Genomic DNA, 18,003 nt, shown 5'->3' with positions numbered 1-18,003 from the left:
TCCGGGGCGGCTTCGGATTGCCGGATTAAGGATGCATTAGGGTTAACGCTTTATCACCGGGCGACCAGTCGAACCCAGTCAGACGTTGTCGCGAGGCGACCCGGCCCATGATTCCAGCGCAGCCTGCTTCCTATCCGCAGCTTCCCGCAGCCCGTCGTTTTGGATTCGCCGTGGCGGTCTGCCTCGGCGCGCTTGCCTTGGCGGGGTGCCAGAGCCGCGGCGGGCCGGGCGACATCACCGGCTCGATCGGCCGCAGCCAGACGGCGCAGCCCCGCACCCCTGCCGACTGGCAGGGCGAGCGCGAGCGCTGGGCCAAGCGCTACGACGCCAACCCCAAGGATCGCGAAGCCGCCTTCAATTATGCGCGGGCGCTGCGGGCGCTCGAGCAGAACGCGCAGGCGCTGGCCGTGCTCCAGCGAGCGGTTCTGACCTTCCAGGACGACCGCGAATTGCTGGGGGCCTATGGCCGATCGCTTGCCGACAACGGCCGCCTGAGGGAGGCCGACGACGTGCTCTCCCGCGCCCATTCGCCGGAGCGGCCCGACTGGCGCATCCTCTCGGCGCAGGGCACCGTCGCCGACCAGCTCGGCGAGCATCAGCGCGCCCAGCAGATCTACCAAGCGGCCCTCAGGCTGGCGCCCGGAGAGCCGACGATCATGTCCAATTATGGCCTGTCGCTTGCGCTGTCGCGCCAGCTGCCGGAAGCCGAACGCGTGCTGGCCGAGGCGGCTGCCTCGGATCGTGCCGACGCCCGCGTGCGCCAGAACCTCGTGCTGGTGCTCGGGCTCCAGGGCCGCTTCGGCGAGGCGGAGACCCTGGCAAGGCGCGACCAGAGCCCGGCCGAAGCTGCGGCCACGATCGCCTATCTCAAGCGCAGCGTCAGCCAGCAGAACAGCTGGGACCTGCTCAAGGGGAAGGGTGGGGCGCCCACCGGCGGCAAGCCCCCGGCGGCGCAGCGGGCGGGCGGGTCGGCCGCGGCCGAACCCCGCGCTTAACGCAAGTCCGCAGATTCTGCAGGGCAACCCGCCGCCGTTCCGGGCGGACCAAAGGTCCAAGCCCGGAGCCCATGAACACGCCGGCCCATCGAGCGCCCCCGATCCGGCAGACCTCCGGAAGGCTATGCCGGTGGTCCGGACGACGCGGGAAGAGTGCGAGGCATGGATGGCGACGCGGAGATGTTCCCGGCAGTGAAGCCCCGCAGCACGGCGACTTGTTCTGATGGGCCATTGATGCCCTGTTGCCTTTGATCGCGGTGCGCTCCGGCCGGTGCCGACGCATCGGCACCGTGCGCCGGTTGCGGAAAGGCCACTGCGCTAACGCTCACCACCATCCGTAGGAGCGTGAACGCTCCTCGCGCCATTCCCGCCACGCGTTGCGCTCGCGCCAGCGATCAGCCCGCCAAGCGTCCCGCTCGCGCAAACGTTCGGCGCGCCAGGCATCACGGTTGCGCAGGCGGTCCTCGCGCCAGGCATCGCGATTCCGCAGACGCTCCTCACGCCAGGAATAGGAATCGTACTGGACATGAACTGGGCCATCGGCCTGGCTTACGACCAGGCCAGCGGTGATCGGTGCAGCTGTTGCCGCCCCGCCGAAACCAGCGGTACCCAATGCCACCAGCGCCGCAATGCTGAGGTGATATTGCTTCATTTGGATCGCCTCCTTTCGTTCCTCGAGGAGGCACCGAGGTGCTTGAACGCCCTGTGAACGAGCCATTCATCGGCTCCGCCCGCGCCACGCATAAAGCCCGCCGACCGTCTCGTGGCGCATGTTGATGCAGACATGCCGGGCAATATCCTGCGGATGTTCAGGCACGCGATGGGCGGCGAGAGGGTCATCCGGTCTATTGCGGCGCCTGGTAAAGCTCCGCAGCGAGCTCCCTCAACGCCCGGCGGCCATCGGGCCGCAGATACATCATGTGACCGCCTTCGAGCACGGCTGACCGAACGGGCTTCGCCCCGGCGATCGAGCTGATCTGGTTCAGGAGATACCGGGAGGCCATGTAGGGCGTCACGAGATCGGTCTCGCCGTTGACGATCAGGACGCCCATCGCCGGATTCAGGCTTCGCGCGCGTTGGAGATCATTCATCACGCCGGCGTAGCCCTGGCGCGATGGGCTGGTCCCATAGTCCCAGTTGCGACCGACCTCACCGTTCAAGAGGCGATAGGACATGTCGGTCCGGAAGCCCAGCTCGTCGCGGACATAGGCGGTGAAGGCGGAGGTCAGAGCCGAGACGCTGCGATCAAGGATCGGGTCGGGACCTCGATCTCGCGGACTTTGCGGGGCGATGTCGCCGGTCTCGATCAAACCGTCATACGGGCTCAGGACGTTCCCTCGGGCCCGGGCGAACTCCTTGGTGAAGAGGCTGGAGGAAATGCGCGCAAAGCTGCGCTGCACCACATCGAGGGGCAGGCCCGTAATCTCGGCCACGCGTTGGCTTGCGGCCCGCCCGCCCGACTCCAGCCCGCCTGCGAGCGCGACGAGATAATCGCCGAGCGCGAAATGTTCGACCTCGGCGAGCTTGTCCCGGAAGTCCTGACCGACGATGCCGTCGCGTCGGAGACGCACGGCTGCAAGTGATGGCAGCTCCAGCGCAAAATGGAGAATGTCGAATTCGTCGGGCCGCAGCAGGGCGAATTCCAGTGCAGGAGAGACGAGCGCAATGCCGCTCGGGCTGATGCCGATATCCTGCTGAAGCGTTCGGGAAAGCAGCGTCGCCCGGAACCCACCATAGCTCTCGCCCGCCAGGAAGACCGGCGAGCGCGTTCTGCCCATCTGCGCCAGATAGAGACGGACGAACGCTCCCATCGAGGCGGCATCTTGGTTGACGCCCCAGAAGTTCCGCGTCTGTTGGCCTGGGGCCTCGCGGCTGTAGCCCGTACCGACCGGATCAACGAATACGAGATCGGTCATGTCGAGCCAGGTGTCCGGATTGTCGATGAGCTTCTGAGGCGACGGCAGCAGGCTTCCGTCCGTTCCGGTCATCAGCACCCGCGGCCCCATGGCGCCGAGATGGAGATAGGCTGCGGCAGCTCCCGGACCACCGTTGAAGACGAACGTCACCGGCCTTTGCGAGGTCTCGTTCTGGCCCTGCTCCGCCTGGAGCGTGTAGGCGACGTAGAAGATCTCGGCCGTCGCTTCGGCATTGCCGCCGAGCAGCGATAACGTGCCTGCACGAGCCTGGTACTGCAACGTGCGGCCGCCGAGGTCGATCGCATGTTCCGTCGTCTGGGCCTCGGGCAGGAGGGAAAGCAGCCCGGTTTTGGGCGTCCCCCGCTCCGGACTTTGCCCGCGGCTCGAAGAAGGCGCGCAAATGAACAGCGCCAAGACGATCGCGATAGCCAGCGGCAACCTGGGCATCATCAAACCTTCCGACGGTGCGGCTGCTCCTGGCCTCACGGTCCAACGATCCGGTCGTGCAATCCGAAATTGAGCATGGTCACGAAACGATCGAACAACGGAAGCGAATTATCCCGAGTTCCCGACGATGTGTTCGGCTCGTTGTCGCCTTGGCGTCCGATGGGCCGGCATCGCGTCGGCAAGGACCGGATGATCGCCTTACCGCATCCACACCGGTGAGACATTCGCATCGAGCGGAGCGATCGGACGGCGAATGCGGCGGTAAGGAATTGCGGCGGCATCGGGCGGATAGGGACCGCCGCAATTCACGAAGATCACATCGGCGGCGATCGGCGCGAAGGCGGTGTGGAAATGGCTCGCGGATTTGACCACGACGATCTTTTTCTTCGAAAGTTCGATCCCGAGCAGTTCGAAGACAGCGGGGTGGAACGTCTGAGCGCGTTTGCTCGCCAGCACCACATCCAGCTTGCCGAGCCGTAACGAGACGGCAGCTCCCAGGGAAACACGGCTCTCCTGAAACGGGATGACGAGATCGCGCGTGGTGGCGACGATCTCGACCTCGGCATCGACGGGCACGCCCGAACTCGGCGCCACCTTGCCACCGAAGCGCAGTTGCAAGCGTGCACCGGGGCCCGCCGCCAGGCAGAACGACACGGCGATCGGGTCCCACAGAGCTCCGACCGCGGCATCGATGCCCGGGCGTTCGCACAGCGCGTGAATGAGGAACGTGCTGTCGCCCGCCACGCCGCCGCCGGGATTGTCCCAACGGTCGGCTAGCACCACCGGTTGACCGGCCACGGCCAGAGCCATGTCGATCGCCTTGTCCGGATCGGGCATATCCGGCATGCGGTTGGCGCCGAAGGCAATGATACGGGCACCGAATTCGGCCGCTACGGATCGCCCCCTTTCCGGCGCATCGTCGCTGATGACGACGACCTTGGTGCCGACGTCGGGTATGTCGGCCGCCGGAAACCCATGCACGATGGAGATGCTCAACACGCCGTCCCTGCCTTCGCGGGCGATCATGTCGTCGACTAGGGCTCTGCCCGGATCGCGGCTGGTCAGGAAGTTGGCGATGGCGCGGCAGTCTAGGACGCTCGTCACCGGCGTGATTTCCTTGCGGGCGGCGCGCAAGGAGAGATCCACCATATCCTCCGCGCGCTCGTAGAAATCGCTGTGCGGCACTTCCTTGAAGGTCACCAGGATCGTGGCGGCGTCGATCATGGCCTGGGTGAGATGGCAATGGGGGTCGAGTTCGACCCCGATGACCGCATCCTGCCCAGCGATGGCACGGGCCTCGGTGAGCAGGTCGCCTTCGCAATCGTCGTAGCCCTCGGCGATCATGGCGCCATGTAGGCCGAAGAGCACTACGTCGACAGGCATCGCAGCGCGGAGCTGACCGAGGATTTCGTCCCGCAACCCCTCATAAGCTTCCCGGGAAACCAGGCCGGCAGGCTCGGCCCAGGCGGCCGTCCCCTCGATCAGGGTGAACCCCTGCTCGCGGGCGCGTTTGCGGGCCGCGATGAAGGGCGCGGAACAGAGAGTGGGGGTCTCGGGATGCTCGCCCGGTGGGGCGTAAAATGCGTCTTCGAAAGCGCCGCGGTCGATGCGGATCGGCGAAAACGTGTTCGTTTCCGTGGCCAGCGAAGCGACAAAGACCCTCATGATCTGCTTTTTCCGCGGCGCGCCGGCGTCGTCATCGCCGGCGGAATGCGCAAATCGGCGAGGCTGTTCTTCGCCTCGCGCAGGCGCTCAAAAAGCGCTGGTCCGCCACGGAGAGCCATCGCCGTTGCGATGATGTCGATCAGTACGGCGTGAGCCACACGCGATGTCATCGGCGTGTAAATTTCGGTGTTCTCATGCGCGTCGATCTCGAGGACAATGTCGGCCGCTGCCGACAGCGCCGTGTTCGGCCGGGTGATGGCGATGACGGTGGCGCCACATTCACGCGCCTTCAGCGCCATCGCCTCGATGTCGCGCACCATGCCGGTATGCGAAAAGCAGAGCGCCACGTTGCCCTTCCGCAGCGTGGCAGCGGCAAGGCGCTGCAAATGCGTGTCGTCATAGGCCACGACCGGGATGCCGAAGCGCATCAGCTTGTGCTGGGCCTCCATGGCCAGGATGCGCGCCGCGCCGGTGCCGTAACAGTCGATGCGCGGCGCGTTGGCCAGTATGTCGACGACCCGCGCAAGCACCTGTTGGTCGATGGACCGCCGCAGCATCGTCAATGTGTAGATCGAGGAATCGACGAGCTTGTCGATGATCTGGTCGAGCGGGTCGCTGGACGCGACCTCGCTGTGCACATAGGGCGTCCCGGCGACGATGCTCTGCCCGGTGCGCAGCTTGAGTTCCGGATAGCTGGCCAGCCCCATCGTACGCACGAAGCGCAGCACGGTGGGCTGGCTGACGCCCACCTCTTCGGCCAATGTCGCGATCGACATATGGATCACCTTGTCCGGTGCATCGAGCACGAACTCTGCCACCCGGCGCTCGGATGGCGAAAGCTCCGCCTTGCGGGCGGTCAAGACGTCGAGGAAGCGGTCGTCACCTCCTGCTTGGCCCGACGCTCCACCTGTCGTCATGCCATTCTCCTATTCGAAGGCGAACAAGCCTTCCACCTCGATGCAGGCTCCAAGCGGGAGCGTTGCGACACCGATGGTGGTGCGGCTATGTCGGCCAGACTCGCCCATGATTTCCACTATCATATCGGATGCGCCATTCATCGCGGCCCCGGGCGCGACGAAATCCGGCTCGGCATTGACGAAGCCGCCCAGCCGAACGCATTTCGTGATCCGGTCGAGCGACCCCAGCGCCAGCCTGGCGTGGGAGAGTACCTGCAGCAGGCAAAGACGCGCAGCGGCATAACCATCCGCTTCCGTAATTTTACTCCCTAGCTTGCCCCGATAGGCTTCGGGTATCTTTCCGTCTGGTCCCACGCAGAGCTGCCCAGAGATGTACAGCAGGTTTCCGGTGATGCTATAAGATATATATTTGCCTTTAGATTCAGATACGTCGGGCAATTTCACATTCAGCTCGGCCAAGCGGGCTTCGATCGAAGTAGCGGTGGTCAAAGCGCCCGTCTCCGTGCAATGATGGTCATCGTCTCCGCCCGCCAGCTGGCGACCGTGGCCCTTCCTAACCGGTTTCAGGTGCGTTGACGAGAGTATTTTCGTAATTTATCTACATTGCACTTGGCGATTGCCGAGGACCAGCAGGACGCCGCGATGCTCGTATCTTGCCCGCCCGCCGTTTCGATCGATCCGATGTCCGGCCGCCCGCGTCTCGACCTGGCCCGCCTGCCGACGCCTTTCGAGCCGGCGCCGCGGCTGGCCGAGCACCTCGACGTCGCGTCTGTCTACGTCAAACGCGAAGACATGGCCGGCTATGCGCTCGGCGGCAACAAGCTTCGCCAGCTCGACTTCATCCTTGCCGAAGCGATCGCGGCGGGAGCTGACATGCTGATTGCGACGGCCGGCAGCCAGTCCAATTTCTGCCGGTCGCTGGCGGGCGCGGCAGCCAAGCTCGGTCTCGGCTGCCACCTGCATCTGCGCGCCAGGATGGGCACGGAGCATGTCGGAAATCTGCTTCTGGACGACATCTTTGGAGCGGAGGTCACCTTCACCCAGAATACCGACCCCTGGCACCCGGCGATAAAGGATGAAATCGAGGCGATCGCCGACGACTACCGCAGGCAGGGGCGGTCCCCCTTTGTCGTGCAGCTTACGGGCGTGAGCGCCAATGTCGGCGTCGCAGGCTGGATGTCGGGCGCTGCTGAACTGGTCGAGGATTTCAAGGCGATCGGTCGGATGCCCGACATCGTCGTCGTGGTTTGCGGCTCCGGGCTGACGGCTGCCGGATTGGCGCTCGGCTTCAAGCATCTCGAGGTTCCGACCAGGGTCATGGGCGTCAGCGCCCAGCAGCCGGAGGCACGGCTGCGCAAATGGATCATCGAAACCGCCAACGCAGCGGCCGCGTGGATGGGCATCGAGACACGTCTGTCGGGGCAGGATCTCGACATCGTCGACGACGAGATCGGTCCGGGCTACGGCATTCCCTCCGCCGCGAGCCTCGCCGCCGTCAAGACCGCTGGTCGGCTCGAAGGGCTGGTGCTCGATCCCGTCTATACGGGCAAGGGCATGGCCGCCCTCATCGGCGCAGCCGAGAAAGGCCTGTTCGGCAAGGCGTCTTCCATCGTCTTCCTGCACTCCGGCGGCACGCCGGGGTTGTTCACGCACGCCTCCGCCTTCGAACGCTCCGCACCTCAATGAAACACGGCATCTCAGCAGCAGGCGGCCCCGCTCGGCTGGACGTCGAACTCGATCGGCCAGGGCGTCACGTCGGCGCCCTTTTCGTCCCGCATTCGCACGACCGTTCCGCCTATGGCCGCATCACGCTGCCGGTGATCGTGGTCAAAGGCGGTGACGGGCCGACATTGCTGTGCACCGCCGGATTGCATGGCGACGAGTACGAGGGACAGTTTGCGCTGTCGCATCTGGCCCGGACACTCGATCCTGACCGGCTGCGCGGGCGCGTGATCCTGCTGCCAGTCGCCAATCCCGCCGCATCGGCGGCCGCCACGCGCACATCCCCCATCGACGGTGTCAATCTCGCCCGCTGCTTTCCGGGCCGGCCGGACGGCCAGCCCACGGAACAGATCGCGGATGGCATCTTCCGGCTGCTGCTGCCTCTGGTGGACTGCGTGGTCGACCTGCACAGCGGTGGCGGGACGCTCGACTATCTGCCATGCGCTTTCGGGCGCCTGCCCATGGACGGCGCCCTGGCAGGGCGCACGCTGGATCTCATGCTGGCCTTCGCGGCGCCTTATGCGATGGTGATGCGCCGTCCCGAGGCCAGCGCGACGCTGGTCTCTGCAGCGTTGGAGCAGGGGATTCCGGCGATGGCGACGGAGCTCGGTGGCGGCGGATGCGTAACGCCACGGACAATCGAGATCGCGCGCGTGGGCATCGAGAACGTTCTCGCTCATCTCGGCATGATCGATGCCGTCGCAACACCGCGCGGGAAGACATGTCTGCTGGCCATCGAGCCGCAAGGCTTCCTGCGCGCGCCGGGACGCGGGGCTTTCGAGCCTGCCCATGCTTTGGGTGAAACGGTGCGGATTGGCGAAGCGGCTGGGTGGCTGTGGGATTTGGAGCGCGCGGACCACGCTCCAGAGCAGTTGCTGATACCGGACGATGGAATGGTCGTGTGCCGCCGCGTGCCGCCCATATGTTCCGCCGCCGACGTGCTTCTCCATCTTGGCCGGGATACGACGCGCGCCGACCTGCTCGGCGTCGCCTAGGCGGGAGGGGAGGCCAACGCCTCCCCTGCTGGCTCACTTCAGAAGCGCCTGCACACGAACGGTAAGGTCGTCCATGGCCTGCTGGGGCGTCTTCATGCCCAGCACCGCGGCTTCGGCTTCTTCCTTGAAGAAGTCGGCGGCGCGCGCGGCTTCGTTGAAGGCAGGCAGCGGTACGCGCGAAACCGCGAGGACCCGCCGCTCGTCCTGCGCATAGGGCAGTGCCTCGATGATGCGCGGATCGTCATAGGTCGAGTTGCGGACCGGCCCGTTGCCGTTGAGGGCTGCCCCCAGCGTCGCCTGTGGAGAGGACATCCACTTGATGAACTTCCAGGCCAGATCCTTGTTCTGGGCATTCTTCGGGATTGCCATGCTCCAGAACTCGACCTTGGCGGGCGCGACGTCGTATTTGCCCCGCAATGCCTCGGCGATCGGGAAGAAGGTCGTCTTGATCTTGCCGGCGGCCTGCGACTTCTTCGGATCGTTGTAGAGTCCGTGGCGGCTCATCGAGCTCATGGCCATCGCCGCGCGCCCGGTCTGCATCCAGGTGTTGGCGTCTTCGGCCTTCATGCCGGCGAGATTGCGCGGCACGGCGCCCGCTTCGTAGAGCTGGCGAATGGCGGTCAGCGCCTTCACCATCGGCTCGGAATTGGCGACGACCTTCATGTCGGGCGTGATGAAATCGGCGTCCCAAGCGCGGGCGAAGGCGATCACCTCGGGATAGGCGACGCCGGGAAGAATGAAGCCCACGGCAGGCGTGCCGTTGGGCCGCTTCTTCGTGCACCTCTTGGCTATGTCGATGAATTCCTCGATCGTTTTAGGCGGGCCGGAGATGCCGCATTCGGCAAAGATCTCCTGGTTGTAGTGCAGCCCGGTCGAAGCATGGCGGAACGGCACGGCGAAAAGCCGTCCGTCGAAGGTCACCGCCTTCACAAGACCTGGAAATATGTCGTCGAAATTCTCCAGCGGGGCGCTTTTCATGTAGGCGTCGAGCGGCTCGAACAAGGCTGTGACGCGTGGCGTCGCATAGGTGTTGAGCAGGAAGGCGACATCGACAGTCGACTGGTCGAGCGAAGCTTCGCGAAACACACGATCGTGCAGCGGTCCGGTCTCGAACGTCGCCCAGTTGATGCTGGCACCGTTAGCTTCAGTAAAGCCCGCCGTGACGTCGCCGCCCGCTGTGCCGTTGGACACATTCTGCAGGACGCGATGCGCAAACACGTTCAGTTGCTTGCCCTGCGCGAACGCTCGCCCCGCCACATAAGGCATGGCGCAAGCCGCTGCCGCCCCAGCGAGGAAATGCCGTTTCGTCAAGCGCATTTGTCCCCTCCCTTGATCGTTCAAATTTCGCCGTCCCCAGAGCCTTGGCGTCAAGCCGGGCCTGCGCGAACTCGGTTTTTTGGGCTCTCAGATTTCTGTAGAATAATTACGAAATTTGACAATATGCAAGCGGAAGATCGCGTTGATAGCTAGCCTCTTTTATATTTACTACATGCATTGCTTTCGAGCTCCCCGAACGGGATGCGGCGTTGCCCCGCACCGGCTGAGCCGCGAGGAGATCCAGGAAGGCGTCATGGCCAACACGCGCTCCGCCCCGCCCGCGCGCAATACGCTCCGTCAAACTCTGCGCCAGCTGAACCGGGCGGAGGAGGGCCCGAAAACTCGCGCGACGCGGTTCATAGACCTGCAGAACCTTGCCCACATGGCAGAGCTATGCTGTGTGGCGCGCGGTCGATCAGGCGGGCTATATTCTCGATGAGATCGCCCGGTAGGTTGCCGCCGTCTCTTCAGGATACCCGGGTTCCCCGCGTTCAACATACGCTCGCCACGCATTGCGCCAGGACATCATGCTAAAAAATGCTCTTCTGAATCAACGCTATGCGGCATTTGTCCTTGCCATGCTCGCTTTTGTCGCCTCGCTTGTCGGGGGGCTCGTCTATAGCGGGTGGCTGCTTGTCCCCGCGGCGGTTGCGGGCGCACTGGTCCTTCTGGGCGTTCATGATATGCGCCAGCACAGGCATTCGATTCTGCGCAACTATCCAGTGATCGGGCATCTGCGCTTCCTGATGGAAAGCATCCGGCCGGAAATCAGGCAATACATCATCGAAAGCGACCATGACGAAGTCCCGTTCAGCCGGCAGGACCGCGCACTGGTCTACCGGCGCGCCAAGGGCGACGAGGACAAGCTGCCTTTTGGCACCTCCGAGAACGTCTACGGCTCCGGCTATGTGTGGTTGACCCATTCGGCCGCGCCGACGGCCATTGTCGACACCAATTTTCGCGTCCGGATCGGCGGACCTGCCTGCAGGCAGCCCTACGAGGCCAGCATCTACAACATCTCGGCCATGAGTTTCGGCGCGCTCTCCGGCAATGCCATTCTGGCGCTCAACACTGGCGCGAGGAAGGGTGGCTTTGCCCATGACACCGGCGAAGGCAGCATCAGTCGCTATCACCGGCAAGGCGGCGGGGACCTGATTTTCCAAGTGGCTTCGGGCTATTTCGGCTGCCGCAACGAAGATGGCAGCTTCTCGCCCGAACGCTTTGCGGAACTGGCTGCCGATCCGCAGATCAAGATGATCGAAATCAAGCTCAGCCAAGGCGCCAAGCCGGGCCATGGCGGCATGCTGCCGGCTTCCAAGATCTCCCCCGAGATCGCCGAGGCGCGAGGCATCGCGATGGGCGTAGACTGCATATCGCCTGTGGCCCACAGCACCTTTTCCACTCCGACGGGGCTGATGCAATTCGTCGGTGAACTGCGCGAGCTTTCCGGCGGCAAGCCGGTCGGCTTCAAGCTTTGCATCGGCCATCGCCGCGAATTCATGAGTATGGTCAAGGCCATGCTCAACACCGGCATCGTACCCGATTTCATTGTCGTGGACGGCGCGGAGGGCGGAACTGGCGCTGCTCCCATGGAATTCGCCAACCGCGTGGGCATGCCGATGCTGGAAGGGCTGACCTTCGTCCACAACACGCTGCGGGGCGCCGGCATCCGGGATCAGGTCAAGATCGGGGCGGCCGGCAAGATCGTGTCAGCCTTCGACATTGCCCGCACGCTCGCGCTCGGGGCGGACTGGTGCAACGCGGCGCGCGGCTTCATGTTCGCGATCGGCTGTATCCAGGCCCAGTCTTGCCACACCAATCGCTGCCCGGTCGGTATCGCGACACAGGACAAGCGCCGCCAGAGCGCCATAGATGTCGGCGACAAGAGCGACCGCGTCGCGCGCTTTCATCGCAACACCATGCACGCGCTCGGAGAAATCGCAGGTGCGGCTGGCCTCAACCATCCCAGCGACTTCATGCCCTATCACTTCATGTTCCGACGGAAGGACAATGAATTCCTCGATGGCAACGAGGCCTTCCCCTATCTGCCGGAGGGTTTCCTGTTGGGCGGAAACGAGTTTCCGGAGCTCGCCGATTGGTACAGCCGCTGGGATCGCGCCAGTTCCGACAGTTTTGCTCCGCCGGAGATTCCTCATGGTCCGTTCCAAACGCGCCGGACCGCGAAGGTGATGGAGTCCGTCGCGTAATCGCCACGAGGCGCGGCTTGTGCGACCACCGCATCCAGCGCGCCGGTTGCATCTGCCAGCCGCAGATGACTGACCGGCTCCGTCCCGAGGTCCAGAACGCTCCATCGCGCTCCTTCCCGCCGCGTCAATAACGCGGCGCCGAAGGACGCGATAAGTAGGGTGCGCAGGCGAGCCTGCGAGGCATCGGAAGCGCCAATTCCGGGCGTTGCCTGTCAGGCTGAAAGCGGACACTCATATCGACGACTGCTATCCGAGATCGTGGACGTAGCATCAGCATGATGGACCGATGCCGAACGTATTCGGCTCGGAGGGAATTCTGCCCGCATCGGATCGCCGGCGCCTATTGCTGCGCAAGCTTCCCTAGTCAGGCCGCGAGCTGCGTCCCGGCCATCTCCTCGGCGCGATGGCAGCGCACTTCGCGGCCGGCGACCTGGCGCAGAGACGGCATTTCCGTCGTGCAGCGCTCCTGCGCGAAGGGGCAGCGGGTATGGAAGCGGCACCCGGAGGGCGGATCAAGCGGGCTTGGCACGTCGCCTTCGAGCGGCTTGGCGCGCGCGAGGGCGCGGTCGCGGCCGATTTCGGGAGAGGCGCTGAAGAGGGCCCGGCTATAGGGGTGGACAAGGGTCTGCCCGAGAGCGGCCGCGTCGCCGATCTCGACGATCTGGCCGAGATACATCACCGCGATGCGGTCGGAGATATGCCGCACGAGCGCGAGATTGTGCGAGATGAAGACATAGGCGACCCCGGACTGCTCCTGAAGGTCGTTCAGCAGGTTGATGATCTGGGCCTGGACTGAGACGTCGAGGGCGGAGACGGGCTCGTCGCAGACGATCAGCCGCGGCGAGACGGCGAGCGCACGGGCGATGGCGACACGCTGGCGCTGGCCGCCAGACAACTCGTGCGGGTAGCGGTCGATATGGTCGTCCGACAGCCCGACGCGGCTCAGGAGTTCCCCAACACGGGCGCGACGTTCGCTGCGTGCGCACAACTTGTGCAGTCGCAGGCCGTCGCCGATCGACTGGCCGATCGTGCGGCGCGGGTTGAGGCTGGCATAGGGGTCCTGGAAGACGATCTGCACCGCGCGCCGGAACCGCCCGGCATCGCTGCTCAACAGCGCCTGGGCGTCCGCTCCATCCAGCAGGACATGACCCGAGGTCGGTTCATGCAGGCCTGTCAGACAGCGGGCAAGGGTCGACTTGCCGCAGCCGGATTCGCCGACCACGGCCAGCGTCTCGCCCGGCTTGACGGCGAGGTCGACGCCGCTCAGTGCGAAAACCGTCCGTCCGCCGCCGAAGGCCGATCCAACCCGGTATTCCTTGACGAGATTGCGCGCTTCGAGGACTGCGCCGCGGCTGTTGCCCTGCTCGTTCATGCGGCCACGAACTCCGGATGATGGCAGGCGACCTGGCGCGTGCCGCCGGTCAGGCCGGGAGGCTCCAGGGTGCAATCGGCCATGGCGCGGTGGCAGCGCGGCGCGAAACTGCACCCTTTCGGCATCCTCAAAGGTGAAGGAACGGTGCCGCCGATCTCCGGAAGGCGCCCGGACACATCGTCCTGCCAGCGGGCTGCCCTGAGAAGACCCTGCGAATAGGGATGTGCCGGAGCCCGGAACAGATCGGTGACGGGCGCCTCCTCGACCTTCCGGCCGGCATACATGACGGCGACGCGATCCGCGACCTCCCAGACGACGCCGAGATCGTGGGTGATCAGCAGTACGGCCATGCCGAGCTCGGTCTTGAGCCGTTCGATCAGTCCCAGGACCTGCGCCTGGATCGTGACGTCCAGCGCGGTCGTCGGCTCGTCCGCGATCAGGACCTTCGGCTCGCAGGCCAGGGCGATAGCGATCATGACGCGCTGCCGCATGCCGCCCGAGAGGTTGTGCGGGTACTGGTCATAGCGCTCGGCCGGAGACGGTATGCCGACCAGATCCAGCAATTCGATCGCCCGCCGGCGCGCGGCGCCGGCCGGAAGACCGCGATGCAGCCGCAGCGACTCGGCGATCTGCCAGCCGATCGTGAAGACCGGGTTGAGCGCCATCATCGGGTCCTGGAAGATCATGCCGATGCCGCCGCCGCGCACCTCCCGCATCGCCTGCTGCGACAGGGACATGAGGTCCCGCCCATCGAGCAGGACGCGGCCGCTGACATGGCAGCGGCTGCGCATCGCGAGGAGGCCGAGGATGGACATCGCGGCCGTGCTCTTGCCGCAGCCCGATTCTCCCACGATCGCCAAGGTCTCGCCAGCGGACAGGGTGAAGGACAGGCCGGCGACCGCCTTCACCGCGCCATGGCTCGTCGGAAACGTGACGCTGAGGTCCTCGACCGCGAGGACGGGGCGGGCGGCAGGGTATGTCATCGTTGCCGGAGCCTCGGGTTGAGCGCGTCGTTCAGGCCTTCCCCGACGAGGTTGATGCACAGCACGGTGATCAGGATCGCGAGGCCGGGGATCGCCGGCATCCACCAGGCCGTGCGCAGCACGGTGCGGCCGACGCCGATCATGTAACCCCAGGAGATCAGGTCGGGATCGGCCAGGCCGAGGAAGGAAAGCCCTGATTCCGTCAGGATCGCCGTCGCGACGAGGAGGCTGGAGACGACGATGACGGGCGGAAGCGCGTTCGGCATGATCTGGCGCGTCGCGATTTCGAGGCCGGACATGCCCAGGGCCCGGCAGGCCTGAACATATTCGCGGTCGCGCTGGGACATGAACTCCGCGCGCGCGAGGCGGGCGACCGGCGGCCATGAGACGACGGCGATCGCCGCCGTGACGGTCACGATCGACGGGCCGAAGATGGCGATGATGACGACCGCGAGCACGAAGGAAGGAATGGTCAGGAAGAAATCCGTCAACCGCATCAGCACCGCATCGATCCAGCCGCCGCGATAGCCCGCGAGCGCGCCGACGGCGACGCCGAGCACCGTCGCCCCCAGACTCGCGACGAGGCCGATCAGCAGCGAGACGCGGGCTCCTCCGATCAGCCCGGCCAGAATGTCCCGCCCCGAAACGTCGGTGCCGAGCGGGAAGCGGGCCGAGGGCGGCTGAGAGGGCCGGCCGATCATGTCGTAGGGATCGACCGGGTAGAGCGCCGGGCCGAAGATCGCCGCGGCCACGATCAGCAGGAGGAAGACGAGGCCGACCACGGCCGCCGCGTTGAGGCTGAAGCGCCGCCAGAACTCCGCGAGAGCGCTCATTTCGCCATCCTCGGGTCGAGCACGCCGTAGAGAAGGTCCACGACGAGATTCGCGACGACGACCAGGATCGACGAGATGAACAGGATGCCCAGCAGCAGGTTCAGGTCGCGTTGCTGGAGCGCATCGAAGAGGAGGCGCCCCAGACCCGGCCAGCCGAACACCGTTTCGACCAGGATCGAGCCGCCGAGCATATGCCCGATCTGCACGCCCGCCATGGTGACGACGGGCAGAAGCGCGTTGGCGGCCGCGTGGACGAAGCCCACCCGCGTTTCCGACACACCCTTCGCGCGAGCGGTGGTGACGAAGTCGTAGGTGTAGACCTCGAGCATCGAGGCCCGCATCAGGCGGGTGTAAAGCGCGACGTAGAACAGCCCGAGCGTCACCGCCGGCAGGACGAGGTGGCTGGCGATATCGAGCACGCGCAGCGGCCAGGAGATATCCTGCCCGATCGTCATCATCCCGCCCGAGGGAAGGATGCCCAGCGTCACCGAGAAGAACACGATCAGCATGAGGCCGAGCCAGAATTGCGGTGTCGCATAGGCCAGCAGCGCCAGCACCGAAATGATGCTGTCCAGCCATTTCCGGTGCCGCATCGCCGCGATCGTTCCGAAGAGCATGCCGAGCAGCGTCGCGACGAGGATGGCGGTCAGCATCAGCAGCACGGTCGCCGGGGCGCGCTCTGCGATCAGGGAAAGGACCGGCCGCTGCTGCACATGCGACACGCCGAGGTCGAAGGTGAGGAGCTTGCCGAGATAGATGAAGAACTGCTGCCAGAGCGGGCGGTCGAGCCCGAAGGAGCGGCGCAGTTCCTCGACGAATTCCGTCGTCGCCCCGCCCGATTGCGCGGCGATGATGTCCGCCGCGTCGCCGGGCGCCATGTGCAACAGGGTGAAGTTCAGAACGGCGATGCCCAGCACGCTCGGGACGACGACGGCAGCGCGTTTGCCGACGAACAACAACGATTTCATCGCGCTCTCCCGCCCTGCTCTAGCGTCAATCTTTCCAGACCGCGTCCCAGGGCGAATACATCGAAATGCCGTTGGTGATCAGGCCGTGGACCTTCCTGTTCCAGACATGGGTGTAGGCCGGTTCCATCAGGAAGATCACGGGCAGTTCCTCGTGAAGGATCTTCTGGAGCTCGTCGAACTGCTTGCGTCGGGCGGCCGGGTCGGTCTCATGCGCCGATTTCGCGAAAAGCTCGTCGACCTTCGGATTGCTGTAGCCCATCGAGTTGGTGAAGGTCGCGCCCTTCTTGATGAAGCCCGACCCGAAGGTGCGTTCCACGCCGATCGAGGGGTCCGAGTAGTTGTGCGAGAAGGTGCTGGTCAGGTTGAAGTTCCAGTCCGTGTAGATCGTCTTCAGCCAGCCGCCGAGATCGGCGCTGCGTGTCTCGACCTGGATGCCGATCTTGCCGAGCTCCTGGCGGATATATTCGGCGAGCCGGACATAGTTCTCGCCATAAGGCAGAAAGTTCTGGCTCAGCTTGAAGCGGACATTGCCGGCGCCCTTCGGATAGCCCGCCTCGTCCAGCAGCTTGCCGGCCTTGGCCGGGTTGTATTCGTATTGCGGCAGCGACTTGTCGAAGAAGGCGCTGGCACTGACGATGGGGCCGCGGGCCGGCTTGCCCTGGCCGTACCAGATCACGTCGGCGATGCGCTCGCGATTGAGCGCCATGCTGATCGCCTGGCGGACCTTGAGGTCCTGGAGCGGCTTCTCGCGCAGGTTCAGCTCAAGCCAGAGATTGGGGCCGAGCGCCTCGCTGCCCGCCTGCGAGGCTTCGAGCTTCGGCGAGGCCGAGAGGCGCTGCACCTCCGCCTCGGGCAGGCCGCTCATCGGCGCGAGATCGACCTCGCCGGTCTCGACGGCGATGGCGCGGGCGGCGCCATCCGGGATCATGCGCACGATGATGCCGTCGAGGCAGGGGAAGCCGGCGCGCCAGTAATCCTTGTTGCGTTCGAGCGCGATATGGCTGCCCTTCTGCCACTCCTTGAAGCGGAAGGGGCCCGTGCCGACCGGCTTCTGCATCACCTCCGCGCCGCGGACAGCCGCCGCCGTGCCCATGTCGATGCCGGCGAAGGCATGGGCCGGCAGGATCGGGGTCTCACCGGCCTGGAATACGTTCATGAAGAAGGGGACCGGCCGCTTCAGCGTGAAGACGACGGTGAGCGGGTCCGGCGTGGCGACACCCTCCAGATCGCCGAAATAGACATGGCCGCGCGAATGGTAGGGTTTGACGATCTTCTCGATCGAGAACTTCACGTCCTCGGACGTGAAGGGCTTGCCGTCATGCCACTTCACGTTCGGGCGGAGCTTGAAGGTATAGGTCTTCTTGTCCTCGGAGATGGTCCAGGACTCGGCGAGACCGGGCTTGGGTTCGAGAGACGGCCCCTCATAGTTGAGCAATCCCTCGAACATCTTCGTCGCCACCAGCGCGACGGGAACCGCGGAGGTCGCGATGGTGGACAGCGCGCTCGGCTCCAGGCTGTAGGCGTAGGTCAACGTGCCGCCGGTCTTGGGGCAGGTCTGCGCCTGGGCCGCGCCGGCGAACGGGGCCATGGCCGGAGCCGCCAGAAGCATGGCCCTGAGGGTCTTGAGGATCTTGGAGTTCATGCTCTGAGCCTCTCGTCTGGCGGT

15 protein-coding genes are annotated in these 18,003 nt (G+C 65.2%); 4 read left to right on the top strand and 11 right to left on the bottom strand.

Annotation, left to right across the window (positions count from 1 at the left end; translation table 11 throughout):
- The first annotated feature begins 107 nt into the window (after window positions 1-107).
- A complete protein-coding gene (locus B5Y19_RS13435; protein WP_176168622.1) occupies window positions 108-995 on the top strand; it encodes a tetratricopeptide repeat protein in 888 nt (295 codons plus the stop codon).
- A 325-nt stretch (window positions 996-1,320) separates the two neighbouring features.
- Here the strand turns inward: B5Y19_RS13435 and B5Y19_RS25705 are convergent, their stop codons facing one another.
- From B5Y19_RS25705 to B5Y19_RS13410, 5 genes are all read right to left on the bottom strand, one after another.
- On the bottom strand, window positions 1,321-1,647 hold the full coding sequence (locus B5Y19_RS25705; RefSeq protein ID WP_139384385.1) for a hypothetical protein: 327 nt from the start codon (window positions 1,645-1,647) through the stop codon (window positions 1,321-1,323).
- A 193-nt stretch (window positions 1,648-1,840) separates the two neighbouring features.
- Complete coding sequence (locus tag B5Y19_RS13425) at window positions 1,841-3,358, bottom strand: S10 family peptidase (protein WP_244555589.1); 1,518 nt, start codon at window positions 3,356-3,358, stop codon at window positions 1,841-1,843.
- A 198-nt stretch (window positions 3,359-3,556) separates the two neighbouring features.
- Window positions 3,557-5,023: a M81 family metallopeptidase gene (locus B5Y19_RS13420; RefSeq protein ID WP_055726629.1), complete on the bottom strand. Its 1,467-nt coding sequence runs from the start codon at window positions 5,021-5,023 to the stop codon at window positions 3,557-3,559.
- On the bottom strand, window positions 5,020-5,940 hold the full coding sequence (locus B5Y19_RS13415) for an SIS domain-containing protein (protein ID WP_079591591.1): 921 nt from the start codon (window positions 5,938-5,940) through the stop codon (window positions 5,020-5,022). Before B5Y19_RS13415 ends, B5Y19_RS13420 begins: the two co-directional genes overlap by 4 nt.
- Window positions 5,941-5,949: 9 nt before the next feature.
- Window positions 5,950-6,429 carry a RidA family protein gene (locus tag B5Y19_RS13410; RefSeq protein WP_055726627.1) on the bottom strand — a complete coding sequence of 160 codons (480 nt, stop codon included), beginning with the start codon at window positions 6,427-6,429 and terminating at the stop codon, window positions 5,950-5,952.
- 153 nt (window positions 6,430-6,582) lie between these two features.
- Here B5Y19_RS13410 and B5Y19_RS13405 point away from each other — a divergent pair, with 153 nt between their 5' ends.
- Window positions 6,583-7,626, top strand: coding sequence for a D-cysteine desulfhydrase family protein (locus tag B5Y19_RS13405; protein WP_139384384.1), 1,044 nt, complete (start codon window positions 6,583-6,585; stop codon window positions 7,624-7,626).
- On the top strand, window positions 7,623-8,657 hold the full coding sequence (locus tag B5Y19_RS13400; protein ID WP_055726626.1) for a succinylglutamate desuccinylase/aspartoacylase family protein: 1,035 nt from the start codon (window positions 7,623-7,625) through the stop codon (window positions 8,655-8,657). Before B5Y19_RS13405 ends, B5Y19_RS13400 begins: the two co-directional genes overlap by 4 nt.
- Window positions 8,658-8,690: 33 nt before the next feature.
- Here the strand turns inward: B5Y19_RS13400 and B5Y19_RS13395 are convergent, their stop codons facing one another.
- Entirely contained in the window at window positions 8,691-10,028 is a 1,338-nt protein-coding gene (locus tag B5Y19_RS13395; protein ID WP_244555584.1) for an ABC transporter substrate-binding protein, read from the bottom strand.
- A gap of 473 nt (window positions 10,029-10,501) precedes the next feature.
- Here B5Y19_RS13395 and B5Y19_RS13390 point away from each other — a divergent pair, with 473 nt between their 5' ends.
- The gene (locus B5Y19_RS13390; protein WP_079591610.1) at window positions 10,502-12,181 is read left to right on the top strand and encodes an FMN-binding glutamate synthase family protein; all 1,680 of its coding nucleotides are present in this window, start codon (window positions 10,502-10,504) and stop codon (window positions 12,179-12,181) included.
- A gap of 364 nt (window positions 12,182-12,545) precedes the next feature.
- Here B5Y19_RS13390 and B5Y19_RS13385 read toward each other — a convergent pair whose 3' ends face one another.
- From B5Y19_RS13385 to B5Y19_RS13365, 5 genes are read right to left on the bottom strand one after another with little or no spacing between them, the layout of a single operon-like run.
- On the bottom strand, window positions 12,546-13,553 hold the full coding sequence (locus B5Y19_RS13385; RefSeq protein WP_055726623.1) for an ABC transporter ATP-binding protein: 1,008 nt from the start codon (window positions 13,551-13,553) through the stop codon (window positions 12,546-12,548).
- Window positions 13,550-14,536, bottom strand: coding sequence for an ABC transporter ATP-binding protein (locus B5Y19_RS13380; protein ID WP_055726622.1), 987 nt, complete (start codon window positions 14,534-14,536; stop codon window positions 13,550-13,552). The genes B5Y19_RS13385 and B5Y19_RS13380 overlap by 4 nt, the downstream gene beginning before the upstream one ends.
- Complete coding sequence (locus tag B5Y19_RS13375) at window positions 14,533-15,369, bottom strand: ABC transporter permease (RefSeq protein ID WP_055726621.1); 837 nt, start codon at window positions 15,367-15,369, stop codon at window positions 14,533-14,535. Before B5Y19_RS13375 ends, B5Y19_RS13380 begins: the two co-directional genes overlap by 4 nt.
- Window positions 15,366-16,337: an ABC transporter permease gene (locus B5Y19_RS13370; protein WP_055726620.1), complete on the bottom strand. Its 972-nt coding sequence runs from the start codon at window positions 16,335-16,337 to the stop codon at window positions 15,366-15,368. Before B5Y19_RS13370 ends, B5Y19_RS13375 begins: the two co-directional genes overlap by 4 nt.
- A gap of 25 nt (window positions 16,338-16,362) precedes the next feature.
- On the bottom strand, window positions 16,363-17,979 hold the full coding sequence (locus tag B5Y19_RS13365; protein ID WP_055726619.1) for an ABC transporter substrate-binding protein: 1,617 nt from the start codon (window positions 17,977-17,979) through the stop codon (window positions 16,363-16,365).
- Between the last annotated feature and the right edge of the window lie 24 nt (window positions 17,980-18,003).

Source organism: Allobosea thiooxidans (genome assembly GCF_900168195.1).
Taxonomy (GTDB): domain Bacteria; phylum Pseudomonadota; class Alphaproteobacteria; order Rhizobiales; family Beijerinckiaceae; genus Allobosea; species Allobosea thiooxidans.
Note: the sequence above shows the minus strand (reverse complement) of the source record. Positions and strands in the feature narration are given on the sequence as shown.

Coding starts and splice junctions, on each gene's coding strand:
- B5Y19_RS13375 (WP_055726621.1), bottom strand. CDS start 15,369: ATGAGCGCTCTCGCGGAGTTCTGGCGGCGCTTCAGCCTCAACGCGGCG.
- B5Y19_RS13370 (WP_055726620.1), bottom strand. CDS start 16,337: ATGAAATCGTTGTTGTTCGTCGGCAAACGCGCTGCCGTCGTCGTCCCG.
- B5Y19_RS13415 (WP_079591591.1), bottom strand. CDS start 5,940: ATGACGACAGGTGGAGCGTCGGGCCAAGCAGGAGGTGACGACCGCTTC.
- B5Y19_RS13385 (WP_055726623.1), bottom strand. CDS start 13,553: ATGAACGAGCAGGGCAACAGCCGCGGCGCAGTCCTCGAAGCGCGCAAT.
- B5Y19_RS13390 (WP_079591610.1), top strand. CDS start 10,502: ATGCTAAAAAATGCTCTTCTGAATCAACGCTATGCGGCATTTGTCCTT.
- B5Y19_RS13435 (WP_176168622.1), top strand. CDS start 108: ATGATTCCAGCGCAGCCTGCTTCCTATCCGCAGCTTCCCGCAGCCCGT.
- B5Y19_RS13405 (WP_139384384.1), top strand. CDS start 6,583: ATGCTCGTATCTTGCCCGCCCGCCGTTTCGATCGATCCGATGTCCGGC.
- B5Y19_RS13400 (WP_055726626.1), top strand. CDS start 7,623: ATGAAACACGGCATCTCAGCAGCAGGCGGCCCCGCTCGGCTGGACGTC.
- B5Y19_RS13380 (WP_055726622.1), bottom strand. CDS start 14,536: ATGACATACCCTGCCGCCCGCCCCGTCCTCGCGGTCGAGGACCTCAGC.
- B5Y19_RS25705 (WP_139384385.1), bottom strand. CDS start 1,647: ATGAAGCAATATCACCTCAGCATTGCGGCGCTGGTGGCATTGGGTACC.
- B5Y19_RS13365 (WP_055726619.1), bottom strand. CDS start 17,979: ATGAACTCCAAGATCCTCAAGACCCTCAGGGCCATGCTTCTGGCGGCT.
- B5Y19_RS13425 (WP_244555589.1), bottom strand. CDS start 3,358: ATGCCCAGGTTGCCGCTGGCTATCGCGATCGTCTTGGCGCTGTTCATT.
- B5Y19_RS13420 (WP_055726629.1), bottom strand. CDS start 5,023: ATGAGGGTCTTTGTCGCTTCGCTGGCCACGGAAACGAACACGTTTTCG.